The sequence below is a fragment of the Paenibacillus sp. Y412MC10 genome, assembly GCF_000024685.1.
Lineage (GTDB): Bacteria > Bacillota > Bacilli > Paenibacillales > Paenibacillaceae > Paenibacillus_AQ > Paenibacillus_AQ lautus_A.
This window is the reverse complement of sequence record NC_013406.1, coordinates 5173146-5189925: the sequence shown is the minus strand read 5'-3', so window position 1 is coordinate 5189925 and position 16780 is coordinate 5173146. Positions and strand designations below refer to the sequence as shown.

The 16780-nt window shown below is 55.3% G+C and carries 17 protein-coding genes; 14 read left to right on the top strand and 3 right to left on the bottom strand.

Annotated features, from left to right (window positions below; all coding sequences use genetic code 11):
- Positions 1 to 27 precede the first annotated feature (27 nt).
- Positions 28 to 1434, top strand: coding sequence for a L,D-transpeptidase (locus GYMC10_RS22655; protein WP_015736686.1), 1407 nt, complete (start codon positions 28 to 30; stop codon positions 1432 to 1434).
- Here GYMC10_RS22655 and GYMC10_RS32630 read toward each other — a convergent pair.
- On the bottom strand, positions 1431 to 1568 hold the full coding sequence (locus GYMC10_RS32630; protein WP_015736685.1) for a hypothetical protein: 138 nt from the start codon (positions 1566 to 1568) through the stop codon (positions 1431 to 1433). The two genes, GYMC10_RS22655 and GYMC10_RS32630, sit on opposite strands and share 4 nt — an antisense overlap.
- 195 nt (positions 1569 to 1763) lie before the next feature.
- On the opposite strand from GYMC10_RS32630, the gene GYMC10_RS22645 reads away from it, so the two are divergent.
- The 3 genes from GYMC10_RS22645 to GYMC10_RS22635 are packed head-to-tail and all read left to right on the top strand — an operon-like array spanning position 1764 to position 4144.
- Positions 1764 to 2858, top strand: a complete 1095-nt coding sequence (locus GYMC10_RS22645) for a quinone-dependent dihydroorotate dehydrogenase (protein ID WP_187293039.1) — start codon at positions 1764 to 1766, stop codon at positions 2856 to 2858.
- A gap of 25 nt (positions 2859 to 2883) precedes the next feature.
- Complete coding sequence (locus GYMC10_RS22640; protein ID WP_009594858.1) at positions 2884 to 3696, top strand: GTP pyrophosphokinase family protein; 813 nt, start codon at positions 2884 to 2886, stop codon at positions 3694 to 3696.
- A complete protein-coding gene (locus tag GYMC10_RS22635; RefSeq protein WP_015736683.1) occupies positions 3686 to 4144 on the top strand; it encodes a DUF309 domain-containing protein in 459 nt (152 codons plus the stop codon). The genes GYMC10_RS22640 and GYMC10_RS22635 overlap by 11 nt, the downstream gene beginning before the upstream one ends.
- A gap of 74 nt (positions 4145 to 4218) precedes the next feature.
- Here GYMC10_RS22635 and GYMC10_RS22630 read toward each other — a convergent pair whose 3' ends face one another.
- Together GYMC10_RS22630 and GYMC10_RS22625 are read right to left on the bottom strand one after the other, a co-directional pair.
- The gene (locus tag GYMC10_RS22630; RefSeq protein WP_015736682.1) at positions 4219 to 4674 is read right to left on the bottom strand and encodes a PCYCGC motif-containing (lipo)protein; all 456 of its coding nucleotides are present in this window, start codon (positions 4672 to 4674) and stop codon (positions 4219 to 4221) included.
- On the bottom strand, positions 4671 to 5198 hold the full coding sequence (locus GYMC10_RS22625) for a thioredoxin family protein (protein WP_015736681.1): 528 nt from the start codon (positions 5196 to 5198) through the stop codon (positions 4671 to 4673). The genes GYMC10_RS22630 and GYMC10_RS22625 overlap by 4 nt, the downstream gene beginning before the upstream one ends.
- Before the next feature lie 160 nt (positions 5199 to 5358).
- Here GYMC10_RS22625 and GYMC10_RS22620 point away from each other — a divergent pair, with 160 nt between their 5' ends.
- The 10 genes from GYMC10_RS22620 (at position 5359) to GYMC10_RS22575 (ending at position 16769) form a co-directional block, all read left to right on the top strand.
- The gene (locus GYMC10_RS22620) at positions 5359 to 6963 is read left to right on the top strand and encodes an RsmB/NOP family class I SAM-dependent RNA methyltransferase (RefSeq protein ID WP_015736680.1); all 1605 of its coding nucleotides are present in this window, start codon (positions 5359 to 5361) and stop codon (positions 6961 to 6963) included.
- Positions 6960 to 7721, top strand: coding sequence for a pseudouridine synthase (locus tag GYMC10_RS22615; RefSeq protein ID WP_015736679.1), 762 nt, complete (start codon positions 6960 to 6962; stop codon positions 7719 to 7721). The genes GYMC10_RS22620 and GYMC10_RS22615 overlap by 4 nt, the downstream gene beginning before the upstream one ends.
- 30 nt (positions 7722 to 7751) lie before the next feature.
- Positions 7752 to 8552, top strand: a complete 801-nt coding sequence (locus GYMC10_RS22610) for a Cof-type HAD-IIB family hydrolase (RefSeq protein ID WP_015736678.1) — start codon at positions 7752 to 7754, stop codon at positions 8550 to 8552.
- 251 nt (positions 8553 to 8803) lie between these two features.
- Entirely contained in the window at positions 8804 to 10018 is a 1215-nt protein-coding gene (locus GYMC10_RS22605; protein WP_015736677.1) for an ABC transporter substrate-binding protein, read from the top strand.
- Positions 10019 to 10066: 48 nt separating this feature from the next.
- On the top strand, positions 10067 to 11137 hold the full coding sequence (locus GYMC10_RS22600) for an ABC transporter substrate-binding protein (RefSeq protein ID WP_015736676.1): 1071 nt from the start codon (positions 10067 to 10069) through the stop codon (positions 11135 to 11137).
- A gap of 9 nt (positions 11138 to 11146) precedes the next feature.
- Positions 11147 to 12019, top strand: a complete 873-nt coding sequence (locus tag GYMC10_RS22595) for an alpha/beta hydrolase (RefSeq protein ID WP_015736675.1) — start codon at positions 11147 to 11149, stop codon at positions 12017 to 12019.
- Positions 12000 to 12785, top strand: coding sequence for a 2,3-dihydro-2,3-dihydroxybenzoate dehydrogenase (locus GYMC10_RS22590; RefSeq protein ID WP_015736674.1), 786 nt, complete (start codon positions 12000 to 12002; stop codon positions 12783 to 12785). Before GYMC10_RS22595 ends, GYMC10_RS22590 begins: the two co-directional genes overlap by 20 nt.
- A 78-nt stretch (positions 12786 to 12863) precedes the next feature.
- Positions 12864 to 14108: an isochorismate synthase DhbC gene (gene dhbC / locus GYMC10_RS22585; protein WP_015736673.1), complete on the top strand. Its 1245-nt coding sequence runs from the start codon at positions 12864 to 12866 to the stop codon at positions 14106 to 14108.
- 3 nt (positions 14109 to 14111) lie between these two features.
- The gene (locus GYMC10_RS22580; protein ID WP_015736672.1) at positions 14112 to 15764 is read left to right on the top strand and encodes a (2,3-dihydroxybenzoyl)adenylate synthase; all 1653 of its coding nucleotides are present in this window, start codon (positions 14112 to 14114) and stop codon (positions 15762 to 15764) included.
- A 21-nt stretch (positions 15765 to 15785) separates the two neighbouring features.
- Entirely contained in the window at positions 15786 to 16769 is a 984-nt protein-coding gene (locus GYMC10_RS22575) for an isochorismatase family protein (RefSeq protein WP_015736671.1), read from the top strand.
- Positions 16770 to 16780 lie beyond the last annotated feature (11 nt).

The following is a 16780-nucleotide window of genomic DNA, read 5'->3' as shown; positions in this document are numbered from 1 at the left end:
AAAAATGTCATTATAGGAGGCTCTCGAATGAACAATTCGCTGTACCTCAAAAGATATGTGGAGACGCATCCTGATAATAAAATGGCCTGGTACCTGCTGGGCAAGGAGTATGAGCAGGCCGGCGAGCAGGGCAAGGCGAACTACTGCTACAACAAGGCCGAAGGGGTCTACGAAGCCTTTGAGCTGAGTCAGGTCCCGTCCGACATTTGGAAAAATTACGAGCATCGCTTATTGGAGATGGAGAAGGACAAGGAGCGCAAGCGAAAGAGGACCCGGCGTTTGCTAGCGGCGCTGGTGCTTCTCCTGCTGGTTTTCCTTCCGCCCGCCCAGGCGCCGGGCTCCGCTACAGGGAATCTTGCGGAAGATTTGTTCCCGCCGCATGAGCCGGCGTCCGCCAATGCGCTCAACAAAGAGAAGCCGGATTCGCGCAAGGAACCGCTGTACACAGCCGTTGCTTCCGGCCAAGGCAAGGATTCCGCGGGTGCGCTGTCCTCATTGCTCCAGCATCCGCAGCAGCTGCCGAATTGGTCGGTTGCGCTGGAGATGAAGCGTTCGGGCAAATGGCTGCTGTGGAGCCGGGACATGGAACGGTTATACGGTCTGCATCGGAATGATCAAGGCGCGATCGCTATTCAGCCTTACGAGGGAGCAGCTGAAGAGTGCGATTGCGAGCCTGCGGACAGTTCGAGGCTTAAGCGGAGCGCGGGACAGTGGGCCGATCTGCAGGTTGAGACGGCCGTTCTGCAGGAAGCGGCCAAACAGTATAAGGCTCGGCACGGCCGCCTGCCCAAAAGCTTGGATGAATTGACACAGCCGTATCCGAATAATTGGCTGTCCGGCCGCTCGAAAGCGATGGAGCAAATGTTCGAAACGTTAATGCAGCAGCAATCCCAAGGAGCTGGCGGTCAAGGGCAAGCGGGACAGCAGCCGGGGAACAGCACGGAGGAACCTGGATATTGGGGGACTTCGCCGAACGGAGACCCCTTTTTCGAACAGCCGCTTCAGGTCATCATTGACCGGAAACGGCATCGGCTGGCCGTCGTAAGCGGCGGCATCCTGCTGCGTAATTATGCGGTCGGGCTCGGCGGAGCCAAAACGCCGCTGGGTGATTTTCATATCAACGATAAGGTAGTCAATCCGAACGGAACCACGAAGGGTCCCTACGGCACGCGGGGAATGCAGCTTTCCAATACGCTTTACGCGATACACGGGACGCTGGACGTGGACAGCATCGGCGCGAACGAATCCGAGGGCTGTATCCGTATGCTGACTGAGGATGTGGAGGAGCTATTTGACCTGGTTCCGATGGGAACCGTCGTGAAAATACGGGAAGGGGTCCTGCCCGAGGACCTGTGGACGCCGAAAGAGCGTTTTAAGCTCAAGCATACCCAGGGTCAGACCAACCCGGGCAAGGTGTATCACTGGCTGGATTAAGGCTGGGCGATCACAATCAGAACGATAATCAGGATAATCAGAAGAGCGATGCCGGAGCTGATCCATAGTATGGCCTTCTTATTAACCTCTTCTTTTTTCTGCTGCAAGGTCGGAGGCTTACGTTTGGCTGACATGTCTTTCCCCTCTTTCTCTCATGATCGTGAAATGATTTGTACAATCTTCCTTTATTGTAAGGGGTTTGTCCTAAAATTGCCATATCGCTTTCAAGCCGGGACGATCGCTCAGTTTATGCCAAAGAACTTTCTTTTTGAGGAAGAAACGGATAAACTGAAGGATAGAGAAATAACTGGATGAGAGGAAGAGTGGATGTGCTGTACCGCAACATAGGCAAACCTATATTTTTTAGACTGGACCCCGAAAAAGCCCACCACCTTGTGGTTGGCGGCCTTGGACGTGCCTCCGGCGTGGTCGGCGCAGACGCTGTCATGCGGGGGATGTACGGTGTGAACGAAACGCCGGATTTGGCAGTGGACCTGTTCGGGCTTCATTTCCCGACGCCGGTCGGACTTGCCGCCGGGTTGGACAAAAACGCTCACGCCGTCAAAGGCTTCTCCTCCATCGGCTTCGGATTCATGGAAGTAGGCACGGTAACCCCGAAGGGACAACCGGGCAATGAACAGCCGCGATTGTTCCGGCTTCCTCCGGATGAGGCGCTCATCAATCGGATGGGCTTCAATAACGAAGGGGCCGAGGCCATGGCCAAAAGGCTGTCCGCACTCAAGGAACGCCGCATTCCGGTTGCCGTCAACATCGGGAAGAACAAGGCGACGCCAAACGAGAAAGCCAACGATGATTATGAAGCTTGCATTCAAGCTTTATTTCCGTATGGCGACTTTTTTGTTGTCAACATCAGCTCGCCGAACACGCCGGATTTGCGCAGCCTTCAGCATGGAAGCGAATTGTCATCCCTGCTGGAAGCCGTCATGAACGAAATGTCGCGGCAGGCGAAGATTCATGGGGGCGAGAAGGCCGTTCTGGTGAAGATTGCGCCGGACGTGAGCGATGAGGAGCTGGAATTCATGGTGGATACGATCAGCGCCAGCGGCGTTTCCGGCATTATCGCCACGAATACGACGCTTTCGCGGGACGGCCTGACGCACAGCAACGCCAAGGAAACCGGAGGCCTGAGCGGCAAGCCGCTGCGGAACCGCTCGACGGAGATCGTGTCGCGGATCTACAAGCAAACCGGCGGTTCGCTTCCGATTATCGGATCCGGGGGGATTTTTACGGCAAGGGACGCTTATGACAAAATACGCGCAGGCGCAAGCCTGGTGGAAATTTATACAGCACTTATCTATGAAGGGCCAGAGGTGAACCGCAAGCTTCATTCCGGTCTCCGGGAGCTGCTTGCACGGGAGGGCTTCAGCCATATTTCCGAAGCCGTCGGCGCTAATCATCGGTAAAGGGGTAAAGACAGGAGGCAAGGCGATGGACGTTAGAGACTGGGGGACATTTTTGCTTCCGTATGAGCAGACCGTTGAGGAATTGAAGGTCAAATTCAAGACGATGCGTTCCGAACTGAAAAAACGGGAGGAATACGCACCCATCGAATTCGTAACGGGTCGGGTCAAACGGATTTCGAGCATACTGGACAAGGCGAAACGCCTCAATGTGCCGATGGACCAGTTGGAAACCGGGATTGAGGATATCGCAGGCATTCGCATTATGTGTCAATTCGTGGAGGATATTCGGCGGGTGGCCGAATATATCCGGGCGCGGAAAGACCTGACTGTGCTATATGAGAAGGATTACATTACCAATTTCAAAGAGAGCGGCTATCGGAGCTTTCATATGATCATTGAATATCCGGTGCAAACGGCTTTGGGACAAAAGAAGGTGCTTGCCGAAATTCAGATCCGCACGCTGGCCATGAACTTCTGGGCTACGATTGAGCATTCCCTTAGCTACAAGTACCGTGAAAGCCTGCCGGATGACATTCGGGCCCGCCTGAAGAAGGCCGGAGAAGCGGCCAATACGCTGGATACGGAAATGTCGAGCATCCGTGAGGATATTTTGGAGGCGCAGCGGCAGTTCGAGGACGATTCCAATATTACGACGCAGGTGCTGAACGCGATACACAAGCTGTACTTTTTCCATCTGGTCAACGAGGCGATCGCATTCCAGAGCCGCTTTAATGCGATATGGCAGGCTCATGACATGGATGAGATGAAGGTGCTTCTGGACGAAGTGAAGGAGCTGCTGGCGGCAGCCAAGAAGAAAGTAAATGAAGATGAGCTATGAGCCGCTATATGTCGCTTACCTCGTCTATTTCAACCGGGACCGGGACTACTTCGAATGCCATGAGGTGTTGGAGGAGCTGTGGCTGGAACGGGATCGCGATCCCAGGTACAAGGGGCTGCTGCAAGTGGCAGTCGGGCTCTTTCACTTCCGGAACAACAACGTAAGAGGAGCATATAAGATGTTCACAAGCGCCGCCTCCCGGCTCGAAAGCTATCCCCGGGATGAACTCGGGATTTCGATGGGGAAGCTGGTGAGCGAGGTGCGGGACTACGCCAAGCAGCTGTTAACGTATGACGTTCATCCGTTTCCCTATAGGGATCTGACGATCGAAATTGGGGATACGGAGCTGAAGCGGGCGGTTTTGTTGGCATCGAATCGGATCAAGCCGAACATTCCGCAGCGGCGCAAGCCGGAGCGGGCAAAATGCCAAGTAGCGCCGAGAGAATAAGTAAAAAAAGAGCTGCCCGTCTGTAGAAGGATCTACGTGTGGGCAGCTCTTTTTTCGTATGATCATGCGATGGATCAGGATTCGGTGCCTTTATACTTGTCATCGATGAACTGTTTGATTTCGTCGACGGATTTTCCTTCGTCATGGAGCCGTTTGGCATCCTGCAGCTCGGTCAGGCATATGCCGCACTGGGCACCATGGTCCGTCCATTTGATTTCGCCGTCCTTGTTCTCGGCGATGAAGCAGCGGTGAAGGGAATCGTGATAGCCGGTCTCCTCGTCCATGCAGCCGCAGTAGCACTTGATTTCCTTGATAATGTCCTCAAGTTCTCCGACCGTGGCATAGGTTGCTTGCGTATTGTCGGTGTAATTGGACAGAAACTCCGGCATCACCGTCAGGCTGGCCGTTGTCTCGTATCGTTCGGAAGCGGCGCCGTGCTGATGGCTTGCAGCGGATTCTTTGCCGCCGCATGCGGTCAGCAGCATGCCCGATATGACGAAGGTAAAGAGAATGGCGCGGGTGCGGTTCATTTCGTCACGCTCCCTTTGTATTTATCAAGGAATTGCTTGAAGTCGTCGATGGAGTAGCCTTCGCTGGAACCTTCCGGTTTCAAGCCGCCGACCATGCGTTCCTTCTGAACGCCGTTCTCGAAGTATACGAGCGTCGGGGTGAACTCGATGTTGTATTCTCTCCAGCCCTCCTGATACTCGCGGAGATTGTACTGGTGCATCGTAATGCCGGCGTCATCGGCCAATGGCATCAATTCCGGGGTCGTCGCCCGGCAGTGCGGACAATCGGAAGCAAAGAAGTACACGAAAAAGTTCTCTTTGTTGTCGACCTTGCTCTTCAGCTGATCCGGCAAAATGATTTGCTGGTAATTCGGATCATTAAGGAGCTCCTGTGTAGCCGGGTTCAGGCTGGAGACCTTCTTGCCGCCGTATAAATCGCTTGCTTCGCCTTGACCGTTCAAGAAAACGAGTGCGGCAACCAACAGTACGAAGACTCCCCCGAAGGCGTATAACGCGGTGTATTTATTCTTTTTTTTGCGGTTCATGGATCCACCCCCTAATGAGTAATAATAAACAAGGACTTGTCCTTTTTAATGTAGTTTATTATACAATATTAAAAGTCGCAGCGGAACATGCGAAAGTTCGCTTCGGCTGTGCGAATATACACTTCAAACCGATACGATACAGAACAGGTAGGTACTTAGTATGGCATTACGTCTGCCCTCGCCGTTTCTGGCGAAGATGAAATCGCTGCTCGGCGAAAACTATGACAATTTTATGAAGTCTTATGAACAACCCCCGTTTGCCGGCATTCGGGTGAACACGCTGAAGATTGGCAAGGCCGATTTCTTGGAAATATCCCCCTTTGCCCTTGCGCCCATCCCCTGGTGTCCAACCGGTTACTATATTCAGGAGGGGGAGCGCCCGGGGCGGCACCCTTACTATCATGCAGGGCTTTATTATATCCAGGAGCCGAGCGCCATGGCCCCCGTCGAGCTGCTTGATGTTACGCCGGGCGACCGGGTACTGGATTTGTGCGCCGCTCCCGGGGGCAAATCCACGCAGATTGCGGCGAAGCTGAAGGGGCAGGGGATGCTGATCAGCAATGATCTGCATCCGGACCGCACCAAAGCGCTGGCCAAAAATTTGGAGATGTACGGCGTGCGGAATGCCGTGGTGCTGAATGAGGAGCCGGAGCGGATTGCCGGGGCTTTTCCCGAATTTTTCACGAAAATATTGATAGATGCTCCATGCTCCGGCGAAGGGATGTTCCGCAAAGACGAATCCATGCTGAAGTACTGGGAGGAATCGTCTCCGCTCAAGTTTGCGGAGATGCAACGGGACATCCTGAAATCGGCGGCAGCCATGCTCTGCCCGGGAGGCCGGCTCGTGTATTCTACCTGCACCTTCTCTCCGGAAGAGAATGAAGGGATGATTGCGGAGTTTCTGAGCGAACATCCGGATTTTCGCGTGGTTCCGGTGGATCATTCGGAATTCTTTTCCCCGGGAGAAACGGACTGGATGGCGGGCCAAGGGAACGTGAAGGACGATGTGCTGGGACAGCTTGCCGGTACCGCTCGATTGTGGCCGCATAAGGTCAGAGGCGAAGGGCATTTCATGGCCGTGCTTCAGCGGGAAGGCGAGCTGGACCGCCGGGAGGCCGAGAAAGACCAAGCTCCTTGGATCCAGACAGGCAGTCTGGACCTCGGTTCGCTTGCTGTCTCCCCGCGGACCGACTCATCCCGAGAGCGTAAAGGGAAATCCGCTCTCCGGGAAGAGCGGCCGGGAAAACCCGGGAGGGGCAGCAACGGCGCTTCGCGTCAGCAGGCACCCCGCCGAAGCGGTGGAGATCGTCAGTCCAATCCGATTTCGCTCGACCCGTTCCAGGCCTTTATCCAAGAGCAGCTGCACGTAAAGCTGGAGGGCTATCCCGTTGTCTACGGCAGCCATGTGTACGTATCGCCACTGCCGGAGGAGCGTCTAAAGCAGCTGAAGGCCATCCGTCCCGGATGGTACATGGGACAGCTGAAGAATGAACGGTTCGTGCCGGGGCATCCTTTGGCCACGGCGCTGCAAGCGGATGAGGCCGCCCGGCATGTGAGCCTGTCTTCCAAAGACGGCGAAGCGGTCCGGTATTTGAAAGGGGAAACCTTGTCGATTCCGGAGGAACGCGTGACGTGCCGGCCGGGTGCTGAAGCGAAGGGTTATGTGTTAGTGTGTATAGACGGATACTCGGCCGGCTGGGGCAAATGGCAGTCAGGCATGTTGAAGAACGAGTATCCGGCAGGGTGGAGGTGGACATCGGTATGAGTGGCAAAGGCAGGACTACGCAAAGACTGGACAAGGTACTGTCCAATCTGGGATTCGGCTCGCGGGCCGAATTAAAGAAAAAAGCGAAGCAGGGGAGCATCGTCGTCAATGGAACGGTAACGAAAGATCCGGGAAAACATGTGGATCCCTACGCGGATATCATTGAGTTTGAAGGGGAAACCATTCAATACCGGGAGTACGTGTATCTCATGCTGCACAAACCTCCGGGCGTCGTCTCGGCAACCGAGGATCTGCGCGATCGTACGGTGCTGGATCTGCTGGATGCGGAATATCGGGTCTTCGAGCCGTTCCCGGTGGGCAGGCTGGATAAAGACACGGAAGGACTGCTGCTGCTTACGAATGACGGCAAGTTGGCCCATGAGCTGCTGTCGCCCCGGAAGCATATTCCCAAGACTTATGAAGCGACCGTAGAGGGCCGCGTGGACGAAGAGGATGTGCGTCGGTTTGCCGCAGGAGTCACATTGGATGACGGTTACGTAACCTTGCCCGGAGAGCTGGCGATCCATTCCCATGAGGAACGGGAGGACGGGGTCCAGCTGTCGCGCATCTCGCTGACCATCCATGAAGGCAAATTTCATCAGGTCAAGCGGATGTTTGAGGCGGTAGGCAAAAAAGTCGTGTATCTCAAAAGAATCAGCATGGGCGAACTTCGATTGGATGAAAATCTCGAGATCGGAACTTACCGGGAGCTGACCGAGCAAGAACTGGCTTTGATCGGAAGAGCCGGATCAGAATAGAGAAATAGAGACTTAAAGGATGGATGGAGAATGGGATACAAATTGGTTGCGCTTGACGTAGACGGAACGCTGCTGAATGATCATCACGAAATTACGGAGAAGACTAGGAATACCGTGATGGAAGCCGCAAAACAAGGGGTAGAGATCGTACTGTGCACGGGCAGAGGGCCGCTGAATTCGATTCCTTTCATGAAAAGCATGGGTCTTGGCGGTTATGTCATCAGTCATAACGGAGCGGCAACGGTCGAAGTGGAGACCCATCACATCGTGCATCAGTTCGGCATGGACCCGGGTCAGCTGGAACCCTTCATGAAATATTGCCGTGAGCACGGGGTGCATTTTGACGTGAATACCGCCTTCGAGATGTACGTGGACCAGGTGGATGAGCTTGCCGGACCGGTACGTTCGATGTACGAAAACTATTTAATGCTGCCAAGCAATCTGCCGTCATGGGAGGAGCTGTCGGACCCGGTCGTGAAATTTACGGTATTCGGCGAATCCGCCGATATCGACCGCGTTTATGCGGATTGGAGCAAGTGGACCCTGCCCTTCAACATGCTGCGAAGCGGCGAGTTCTTTATCGACCTGATGCACAGCCAAGCATCCAAGGGAAATGCGCTGAAGCAGCTGGCAGCCAAAAGAGGCTATCGGCCGGACGAAGTGCTGGCCATCGGCAATTACTTCAACGATATTACGATGCTCACTTACGCAGGTATGGGCATTGCGATGGATAATTCGCCGGTAGAGGTCAAGGCCGCCGCCAATGCGGTAACGGCTTCGAATAACGAGGACGGCGTACACGAGGCGCTGGTGAAATACTGCTTGTCGTAAAAATTGAATATTGCAGAAGCGAGAACCCGCCATAGGGCACTTGAAAAAAAGTGCCTGAGGGCGGGTTTTTTGCGTGAATGGGAGCCGGTTAACGCATTCTCTAAGAAGATGAAGACAAGCATATCCTTCCAGATTTGGATTGACACGATAGAAGCGGCATGCTATTTTTATCAATGAAAATGATAATCATTATCAATCATTGGAGCGAAAACACGCCTGCATATCGTTTTATCGAAAAAAGGAGGCAACTCATGTGTACGGAAGAAGAACTGAACATAGATAGCGCATCGGATTCGGATCGTAGCGGAAAAACCAGCCTGGTGGAGATCAAGGAGTACATCGACAGCCATTATCACGAGGCGTTAACCATTGGCCAACTGGCCGGAATGGCTAATATCTGTCCCAAGTATTTCGTGGACCTGTTCAAGAAGACATTCGGCCAGACCACGATTGATTACCTGACGCATGTTCGCATGAATCACGCCAAGCGTTACTTGGCCGAATCGGACGATCGGCTTCGGGATATCGCACAGAAGGTTGGTTATAAGGACGAGTTCTATTTCAGCCGGATTTTTAAGAAGAAGGTGGGCATGTCGCCATCGGAATATGCCCGAAATTCGAGGCAGCTGATCGCGGCCTGTTCTTCTTCGATCATCGGGCAGCTGGTGGCGCTGAACGTCATTCCAGCCGCCGCGCCGCTTGATGCGAAGTGGACCCCGTTTTATTACAATGCCTACAACTCGGAGATCAAGTCGCGTTTGAAATTGACGAATCCTTATCCGGACAGCCGCTTTGAGGAGAACATCGAGCAGCTGTTCCGCGCCAAACCCGACGTCATAATCGGCATGGATCACCTCGGTGTAGAGGAAATCGCCAAGCTGGAGCCTATTGCCCCCACCTTCATTGTTCCGTCCCATGCAGGTTGGAAGAAGCAGCTGGAGATGATCGCGGCATTCCTGAACAAGGAAGAACAGGCACAATCCTGGATCGGGCAGTATGAGCGGAAAGTGGCGCATGCACGCTCGCGAATGCAGGAAGTGGTGGGGAATGATCGTGTTGCCGCGCTGCGGATATATGGACAAAATCTCTATTCCTACGGTAACCGGGGGCTTGAGGAAGTGCTGTTTCAGGATTTGCAGCTCAAGCGAGCTTGCCGATCCCATGCCAGCCGGAATCAGCAAATAACGATGGATGATTTGCTGCAGTGCGATCCGGACCGAATTCTGATCGCGGTATGCCCGGAAGCTGCATCGCGACGCTATTGGCTCGCGCTCCAGCATTCCGCCGAGTGGCATAAGCTTAGAGCCGTCGCGCAAGGAAGGGTCTACACGATCTCGTCCGATCCTTGGTTCGAATACTCCGCGCTTGCCGTGACGAGAATGCTGGACGAGGCGATGCTGCTGTTTACAGGAGATAGTCCAAACGGAGTTCTGGATAAAAGCCATGGTGAATCGTTTGCTACGTAATATATACTCGTCTTAATTGAGAATCATTATCACAGGAGGAGATACATTGTGGCTAAACGTTTCAATCGTGGAAAGAGAATTTGGAGGATCAATATAGCGGCACTTGCGTGTTGTGCCGTCATCATAGGCTTGCTGTCAGGCTGCGGGGATAAGGCGGAGACCGGAGCGACGGATGGCGATCAAGAGGCAGCGAAGACCGCAGCGGTGGAGACGTCCGGCAAAGCAGGGAGTAGCCAAAAATCGACGGAGGAACCAGGGACGAATCGTGAGGAGACGTCGACGAAAGAGGAACGTACGGTAACGGATGAGCTCGGGCACGAAGTGAAGATTCCGGCCGAGGTGAACAAGGTATTTGCGCCGAACATGGAAGATTCCTTGCTGAAGCTCGGCGTGAAGCCCGTTGCCCAATGGGCCAACGGCAAGCTGGGACACTCTTATTTGCAGGAGGAGCTGGACGGCATTCCCCTGATCGATTTTTCGGGAGGCTTGCCTTCGCCGGAGGCCCTGATGTCCTACGAACCGGATCTTATCGTGCTTCACACCGAGACTTACGCGGCGGACGGCACCTATGAGAAATACGCCAAAATCGCGCCAACGTACGTGTTCAAAAATGCTTCCGGGAATGTCGAGAAATCGCTGACCACCTTGGGCGATCTGCTTGGGAAAGCGCCGGAGGCCGAGACCGCCTTGAAAAATTATCAGCAAAAAGCAAGCGAAGCGAAGTCGAAGCTGAGTTCCGTGGTGGGGGACAAGAACGTGGCCATTATCCGTTTCGCACCAAGGGGAGTCAGTTTGATGGGCGGAAATTACCTGTGCGGATATGTCATCCATCAGGACCTGGGACTGGGCAAGTCCAAGCTGGTCGAGAACGAGAATGCAGCTAACATATCGCTGGAAATACTCCCGCAGCTCGATGCAGACTATATATTTGTCATCAACGCCTATGATCAAGGAACGGAACGCATGAAGGAAATGACGGAAAGCCCAATCTGGAAAGGCATGTCCGCGGTCAAGAACGGTCAGGTCTATGAAGCCGATAACGAATACTGGCTGGGAAGCGGCCTGATCGCTTACGAGAAAATCGTGGATGACGTCGTTCGCTCCATTACGGGTCAATAGGAGGAACATATGAGCCATCATACGACTTCCGTAGACATGATGAGGCACAGCGTGGTGCTGGCCCGTGCGGAGCATTGGGTGATGCACTCGAGGGGCGGGCGCCGCTATCGAATCATTACGGCACAGCCGACGGGACCGGCCCCGCCGTCCGGATATCCGGTCATCTATTTACTGGACGGCAACAGCGTGTTTCACACGATGGTCGAGATGCTGCGCCTGCAGTGCCACAGGCCGGACAAAACCGGGATATTGCCGGCAGTTGTTGTAGGCATCGGTTACGAGACGGAGGGGCAGTATGCTTCGGACCGGTTCTATGATTACACGCCCTATCCAAACACGAAGTTCAGGAACAAGCTGGACGGGGATTCCGTGCCGGAGCAGGGGGGAGCGGCTGAGTTTCTGCAATTCATCGAGGAGGAGCTGAAACCGCAGATCGAGGGCGAGTTCAACATTGACCGGCATCGCCAGACGATATTCGGCCATTCCCTCGGCGGGCTGTTTACGCTTTATGCCATGTTCAGCAAACCGCAGGCTTTCTCGTGTTACATCGCCGGCAGCCCTTCTATTCACTGGAATTCGGAGTGTTTACGCGAGCTGGAGCAGCGCTATGCCGATCAGGTCAAGGAACAACCTTATCCTGTTCGGCTGCTGCTTGGCGCAGGAGAGCTCGAAAGGCCCCACGTCACCGGCAATTGCATCCGCTCATCTGAGCTCGCCGAACGTCTGGCTGTTCTGTCCGAGTACGGCATGCATGCCGAATTCAAGGAGTTTGAGGGGGAAGGGCATCTATCCGTGCTGCCAGTCCTCATCAGCAGAGCATTACGGTTTGCCCTTCACCCTGAACACGAAGGAGGTGATCACCATGGAGAGCACAGGCATTAGAGGGAAAGTAGCGCTCGTGACCGGTGCCGCCCAAGGAATAGGCGAAGCGGTGGCACGTGCCCTTGCCCGGCAAGGAGCCGTTGTAGCGGCCTGCGACCGGAAGGAGGCCGAGCTGCTTCGCCTTGCGGCCGACCTATCCGGCTCAGGCGTTCATGCCGCGGCTTACAAGGCGGATGTGAGCCGCAGTGCCGAGGTTGAAGCGATGGTCGAACGGGTTGAGGATGAGCTCGGACCGATCGAGATTCTCGTCAACGTAGCGGGAGTGCTGCGGGTCGGTGGGGTCGAGTCGCTCACCGACGAGGATTGGCAGGCCCACTTCAACGTCAATACCCACGGCGTATTCTACACGTCACGCTCCGTCGTGCGACGCATGGCGAGCCGACATTCCGGAGCTATCGTGACGGTAGGCTCGAATGCGTCCAAGGTTCCGCGGTCGCAGATGTCGGCCTATGCCGCCTCCAAAGCAGCGTCCACGATGTTTACGAAATGCCTGGGGCTCGAATATGCCCGCCATCATATCCGCTGTAACGTGGTTTCCCCCGGCTCTACGGATACCGAAATGCAGCGTTTGTTATGGCAGGATGATCATGGTGCAAGGTCCATTATCGAGGGGGCGCCTGACTCCTTCCGCCTCGGCATACCGCTTGGCAAAATCGCGCTCCCTTCGGACATTGCGGATGCGGTCGTTTTCCTTGTATCCGACCGGGCCGGGCACATGACGATGCAGGACGTATGCGTGGATGGCGGCGCGACGTTGGGATGCTGAGCATTTACGGGTTTTCATGCTTGATGATTTTCTAAATTCAATATACTAGGTAGGCTCATAAGCAGAGAGGAGACTGAAATGTTACACTATGATGCTCCAACCGCAGCGGAGGCTGCGCAACTTATGGAACAATACCAGGTCGGTTCGTCTTTCTTCTTCTCATCCCCTCGCAAGACGCTGTTAACGCATGGAGAGTACTCAAGACTGCCGGTTCCCTCGGGGACCGGGCACAGAACGCTGCCGGAACGCGTCCGTGAATTGCTGGAATTCGCAAAGCAAGCGGGACGGCGGGATGCCGTTGTTGTTGGCGCCATACCTTTTGACATTCAAAAACCGGCCAGTCTGTTTATTCCGCTTTCGGCCCAGTGGCACGATTCCCTTCTATTCTCTGAAGGCAAGGATCCGGAAATGCCCCGAACTTCCAGTTACAACGTGCTTTCCGTTCCGGAGCCGACGGCGTTCAAGGAAGGCGTGAACCGGCTGCTGGACCTCATTTCTCAAAAGAAACTCCATAAAGCGGTGCTTTCCCGCACGCTGGATATCACGCTTCCTCATGCCCTGTCCATTCCACAGATATTGACTCATTTAGCGTATCACCACTCCCATGGCTACACGTTTGCCGTACCGTTGGCACCCGAAGTGTCCCACACTTCAAGCCCGGATGCCGTTGCATCCACCCGGACGCTGTTTGGCGCAAGCCCCGAACTCTTAATTACGAAGAAAGGTTCGCGAATCAAAGGAAATCCATTGGCGGGTTCTGCGGCACGAAGCGCCGATCCCGCTGAAGATCGGCGGCGGGCGGCAGCCCTGCTGTCATCCGCCAAAGACCGATATGAGCATGCCATCGTAATCGATGCCGTGGCATCGGCCTTGCAGCCTTATTGCAGCAAGCTGGAGGTTCCCGCCGAACCTTCGCTCGTACAGACCAAAGCCATGTGGCATCTATCCACCGAAATCAATGGCGTCCTGAAGGATGAATCGGTAACGTCATTGGAGCTTGCCCTGGCCATGCATCCGACGCCGGCAATCTGCGGCACGCCGACCGATGTGGCCCGGGATGCCATACAAGAGATCGAGCCGTTCGATCGCGGCTTCTACTCGGGAGCCGTCGGTTGGTCGGATGCCAACGGGGATGGCGAGTGGGCGGTGACGATTCGCTGCGCAGAAACGGAAGGAACCTTATTGCGGGTGTTCGCAGGCGCAGGAATCGTGACCGGTTCCATAGCGGAGGCGGAGCTGGCCGAGACTTCGGCCAAATTCCGCACGATTCTGGCCGCGATGGGTTTGAATGAACAACAAACAACGATGTTGGAGGAGGAATGAGGAATGTTGGCAGGTTGTAAGGTTTGGCCGGAGGAATTTGCCGCCCGCTACCGGGAGGCAGGCTGCTGGCAGGGCGAAACCTTTGGAGAGCTCTTGCGTAAACGGGCTGCAGCGCATGGGGAACGGGTTGCGGTCGTGTGCGGCGACCGGCACATAAGCTACGCCGAACTGGACAACCGGGTGGATCGATTGGCCGCGGGATTTCTTAAGCTCGGCATTAAGGCACAGGAACGGGTTATCGTTCAGCTGCCGAACATCGCTTCATTTTTCGATACGATATTCGCGCTGTTCCGCATAGGGGCGCTTCCCGTCTTCGCTCTGCCCGTTCACCGCCGGAACGAAATCGTATATCTATGCGGCTTTAGCGAAGCCGCCGCGTATATCATTCCCGATATGGAATCGGGCTTCGACTATCGCGACCTGGCGGCTCAGGTTCAGGCAGCGGTCCCTTCCCTCCGCCATGTCATCGTAGCCGGCGACCCGGGTCCGGGGGCGTTCGTATCCCTGGACGATTTGTACCTCGATGATTTGGAGTGCTCTTCGCACGGATCAGACGCGGAAGGCCCTAATCCCGGTGATGTCGCGTTTCTCCAGCTGTCGGGCGGGACGACCGGACTGCCGAAGCTCATTCCGCGCACGCATGACGACTATATCTACAGCTTGCGCATGAGCGCCGAAATCTGCTCGCTGGATAAGGATAGCGTTTATTTGGCGGTACTTCCCGTCGCGCATAATTTCCCGCTCAGCTCGCCGGGCGTGCTGGGGACGCTGTATGCCGGAGGCAGGGTTGTTCTTGCCCGGTCAGCGAGTCCGGATGCGGCATTTCCGCTGATCGCCTCCGAAGGCGTCACGATAACGGCGGTCGTTCCGCCCCTGGCCCTGATTTGGCTTGAATCGGCACCATCCCGTTCCGAAGACCTCTCCAATCTGCAGGTGCTGCAGGTAGGCGGGGCCAAATTCAGTGCGGAGGCGGCCAAACGCGTGCAAACGGTGCTGGGATGCAAGCTGCAGCAAGTGTACGGGATGGCGGAAGGCTTGGTGAACTATACCCGGCTGGATGATCCCGAAGACATAACGGTGCATACGCAGGGGCGTCCCATGTCTCCTTACGATGAAGTGAGGCTGGTCGATGAGGATGATGTCGAGGTAGCCCCCGGCGAAGTCGGGGAATTGCTGACACGGGGGCCTTATACGATTCGCGGCTACTATAAAGCGGACAAGCATAACGAGAAGGCTTTTACCACGGACGGCTTCTATCGCACGGGTGACCTTGCCAGCATGACGCCTTCAGGTTATCTGGTGATCCAAGGCCGTTCCAAGGATCAAATTAACCGCGGGGGCGACAAGGTTGCGGCCGAAGAGGTAGAGAACCATCTGCTTGCCCATCCCAGCGTGCACGATGCTGCCGTGGTCGCGATGCCGGACGAGTATCTGGGCGAGCGGACCTGCGCCTTCGTTATCGTTCATCATGGCGCGGTTAGCGGCAATGAGCTGAAGGCGTTTCTCAGAAATAGAGGGCTCGCTGCGTACAAAATCCCGGATCGGGTGGAATTTATGGATTCCTTCCCCCACACGGGTGTCGGCAAAGTAAGCAAAAAGCAGCTGCGGGAGCTCGCGGCTCAGAATCAGGACGCACGGCTGAAACTTTCCAAATAACATCGAAATGAGGAGATATGGATGGCACTTCCTAAGATTTTACCTTATCCCATGCCAGGGGAGACCGACCTGCCCAAGAACAAGGTAGCATGGACGGCGGATCCGAACCGTGCCGTGCTGCTCATCCACGATATGCAGCAATATTTCATCGACGCGTTCACGCCTGATCAATCGCCGGTCGTGGAACTGATCGCCCATATTCAGAAGCTGCGTTCCTGCTGCGCGGAGCTAGGCATTCCCGTGATCTATTCGGCCCAGCCCGGGGGTCAGGCACCGGAGCAGCGCGGCCTGCTGCAGGATTTCTGGGGATCCGGCATCAACGACGGTCCATACCAGAAAAAGTTCGTGGATGCGGTAGCGCCGTCGGAACGGGATATGCTGTTGACCAAATGGAGGTACAGCGCCTTTCAGAAGACCGATCTGCATGAAATCATGCGCGAGCTAGGCCGCGACCAGTTGATGATCTGCGGGATCTATGCTCACATCGGCTGTCTGTTGACCGCCGGCGAAGCTTTCATGAAAGACATACAGCCGTTCTTCATTGCGGATGCCCTTGCGGATTTCTCGTTAGAGAAGCACCGTCTGGCACTTGTGTATGCAGCGGAACGCTGCGCCGTTACGCTGACCACGGAACGACTGATCGCTTCGCTGACTCCAGCGCGTCACCCCGTCTCGGGTCGTTCCGAAGCTCCAACCGGAGAGGGAAGACCCGCAGATGCTGTGGAGGAGCAATCGCCGCTCACGCTGCAGACGTTGCGAGAGAACGTAGCGGAATTGCTGCAGGAACGGCCGTCGAGCATCGGCGAGGATGACCATTTGATTGAATACTGGGGACTGGATTCCATTCGCATCATGAGTTTGGCCGAGCGCTTCCGGCGCGAGGGCTTGGATATCAGCTATGTGGAGTTGGCCGAGCAGCCAACACTGGCGGGCTGGTGGGGATTGCTGTCGGACAAGCAGAACGTGCGGGTGTCACCGCCCAATTATGATTACTATACGGTGTAAAAGGAGGGAAT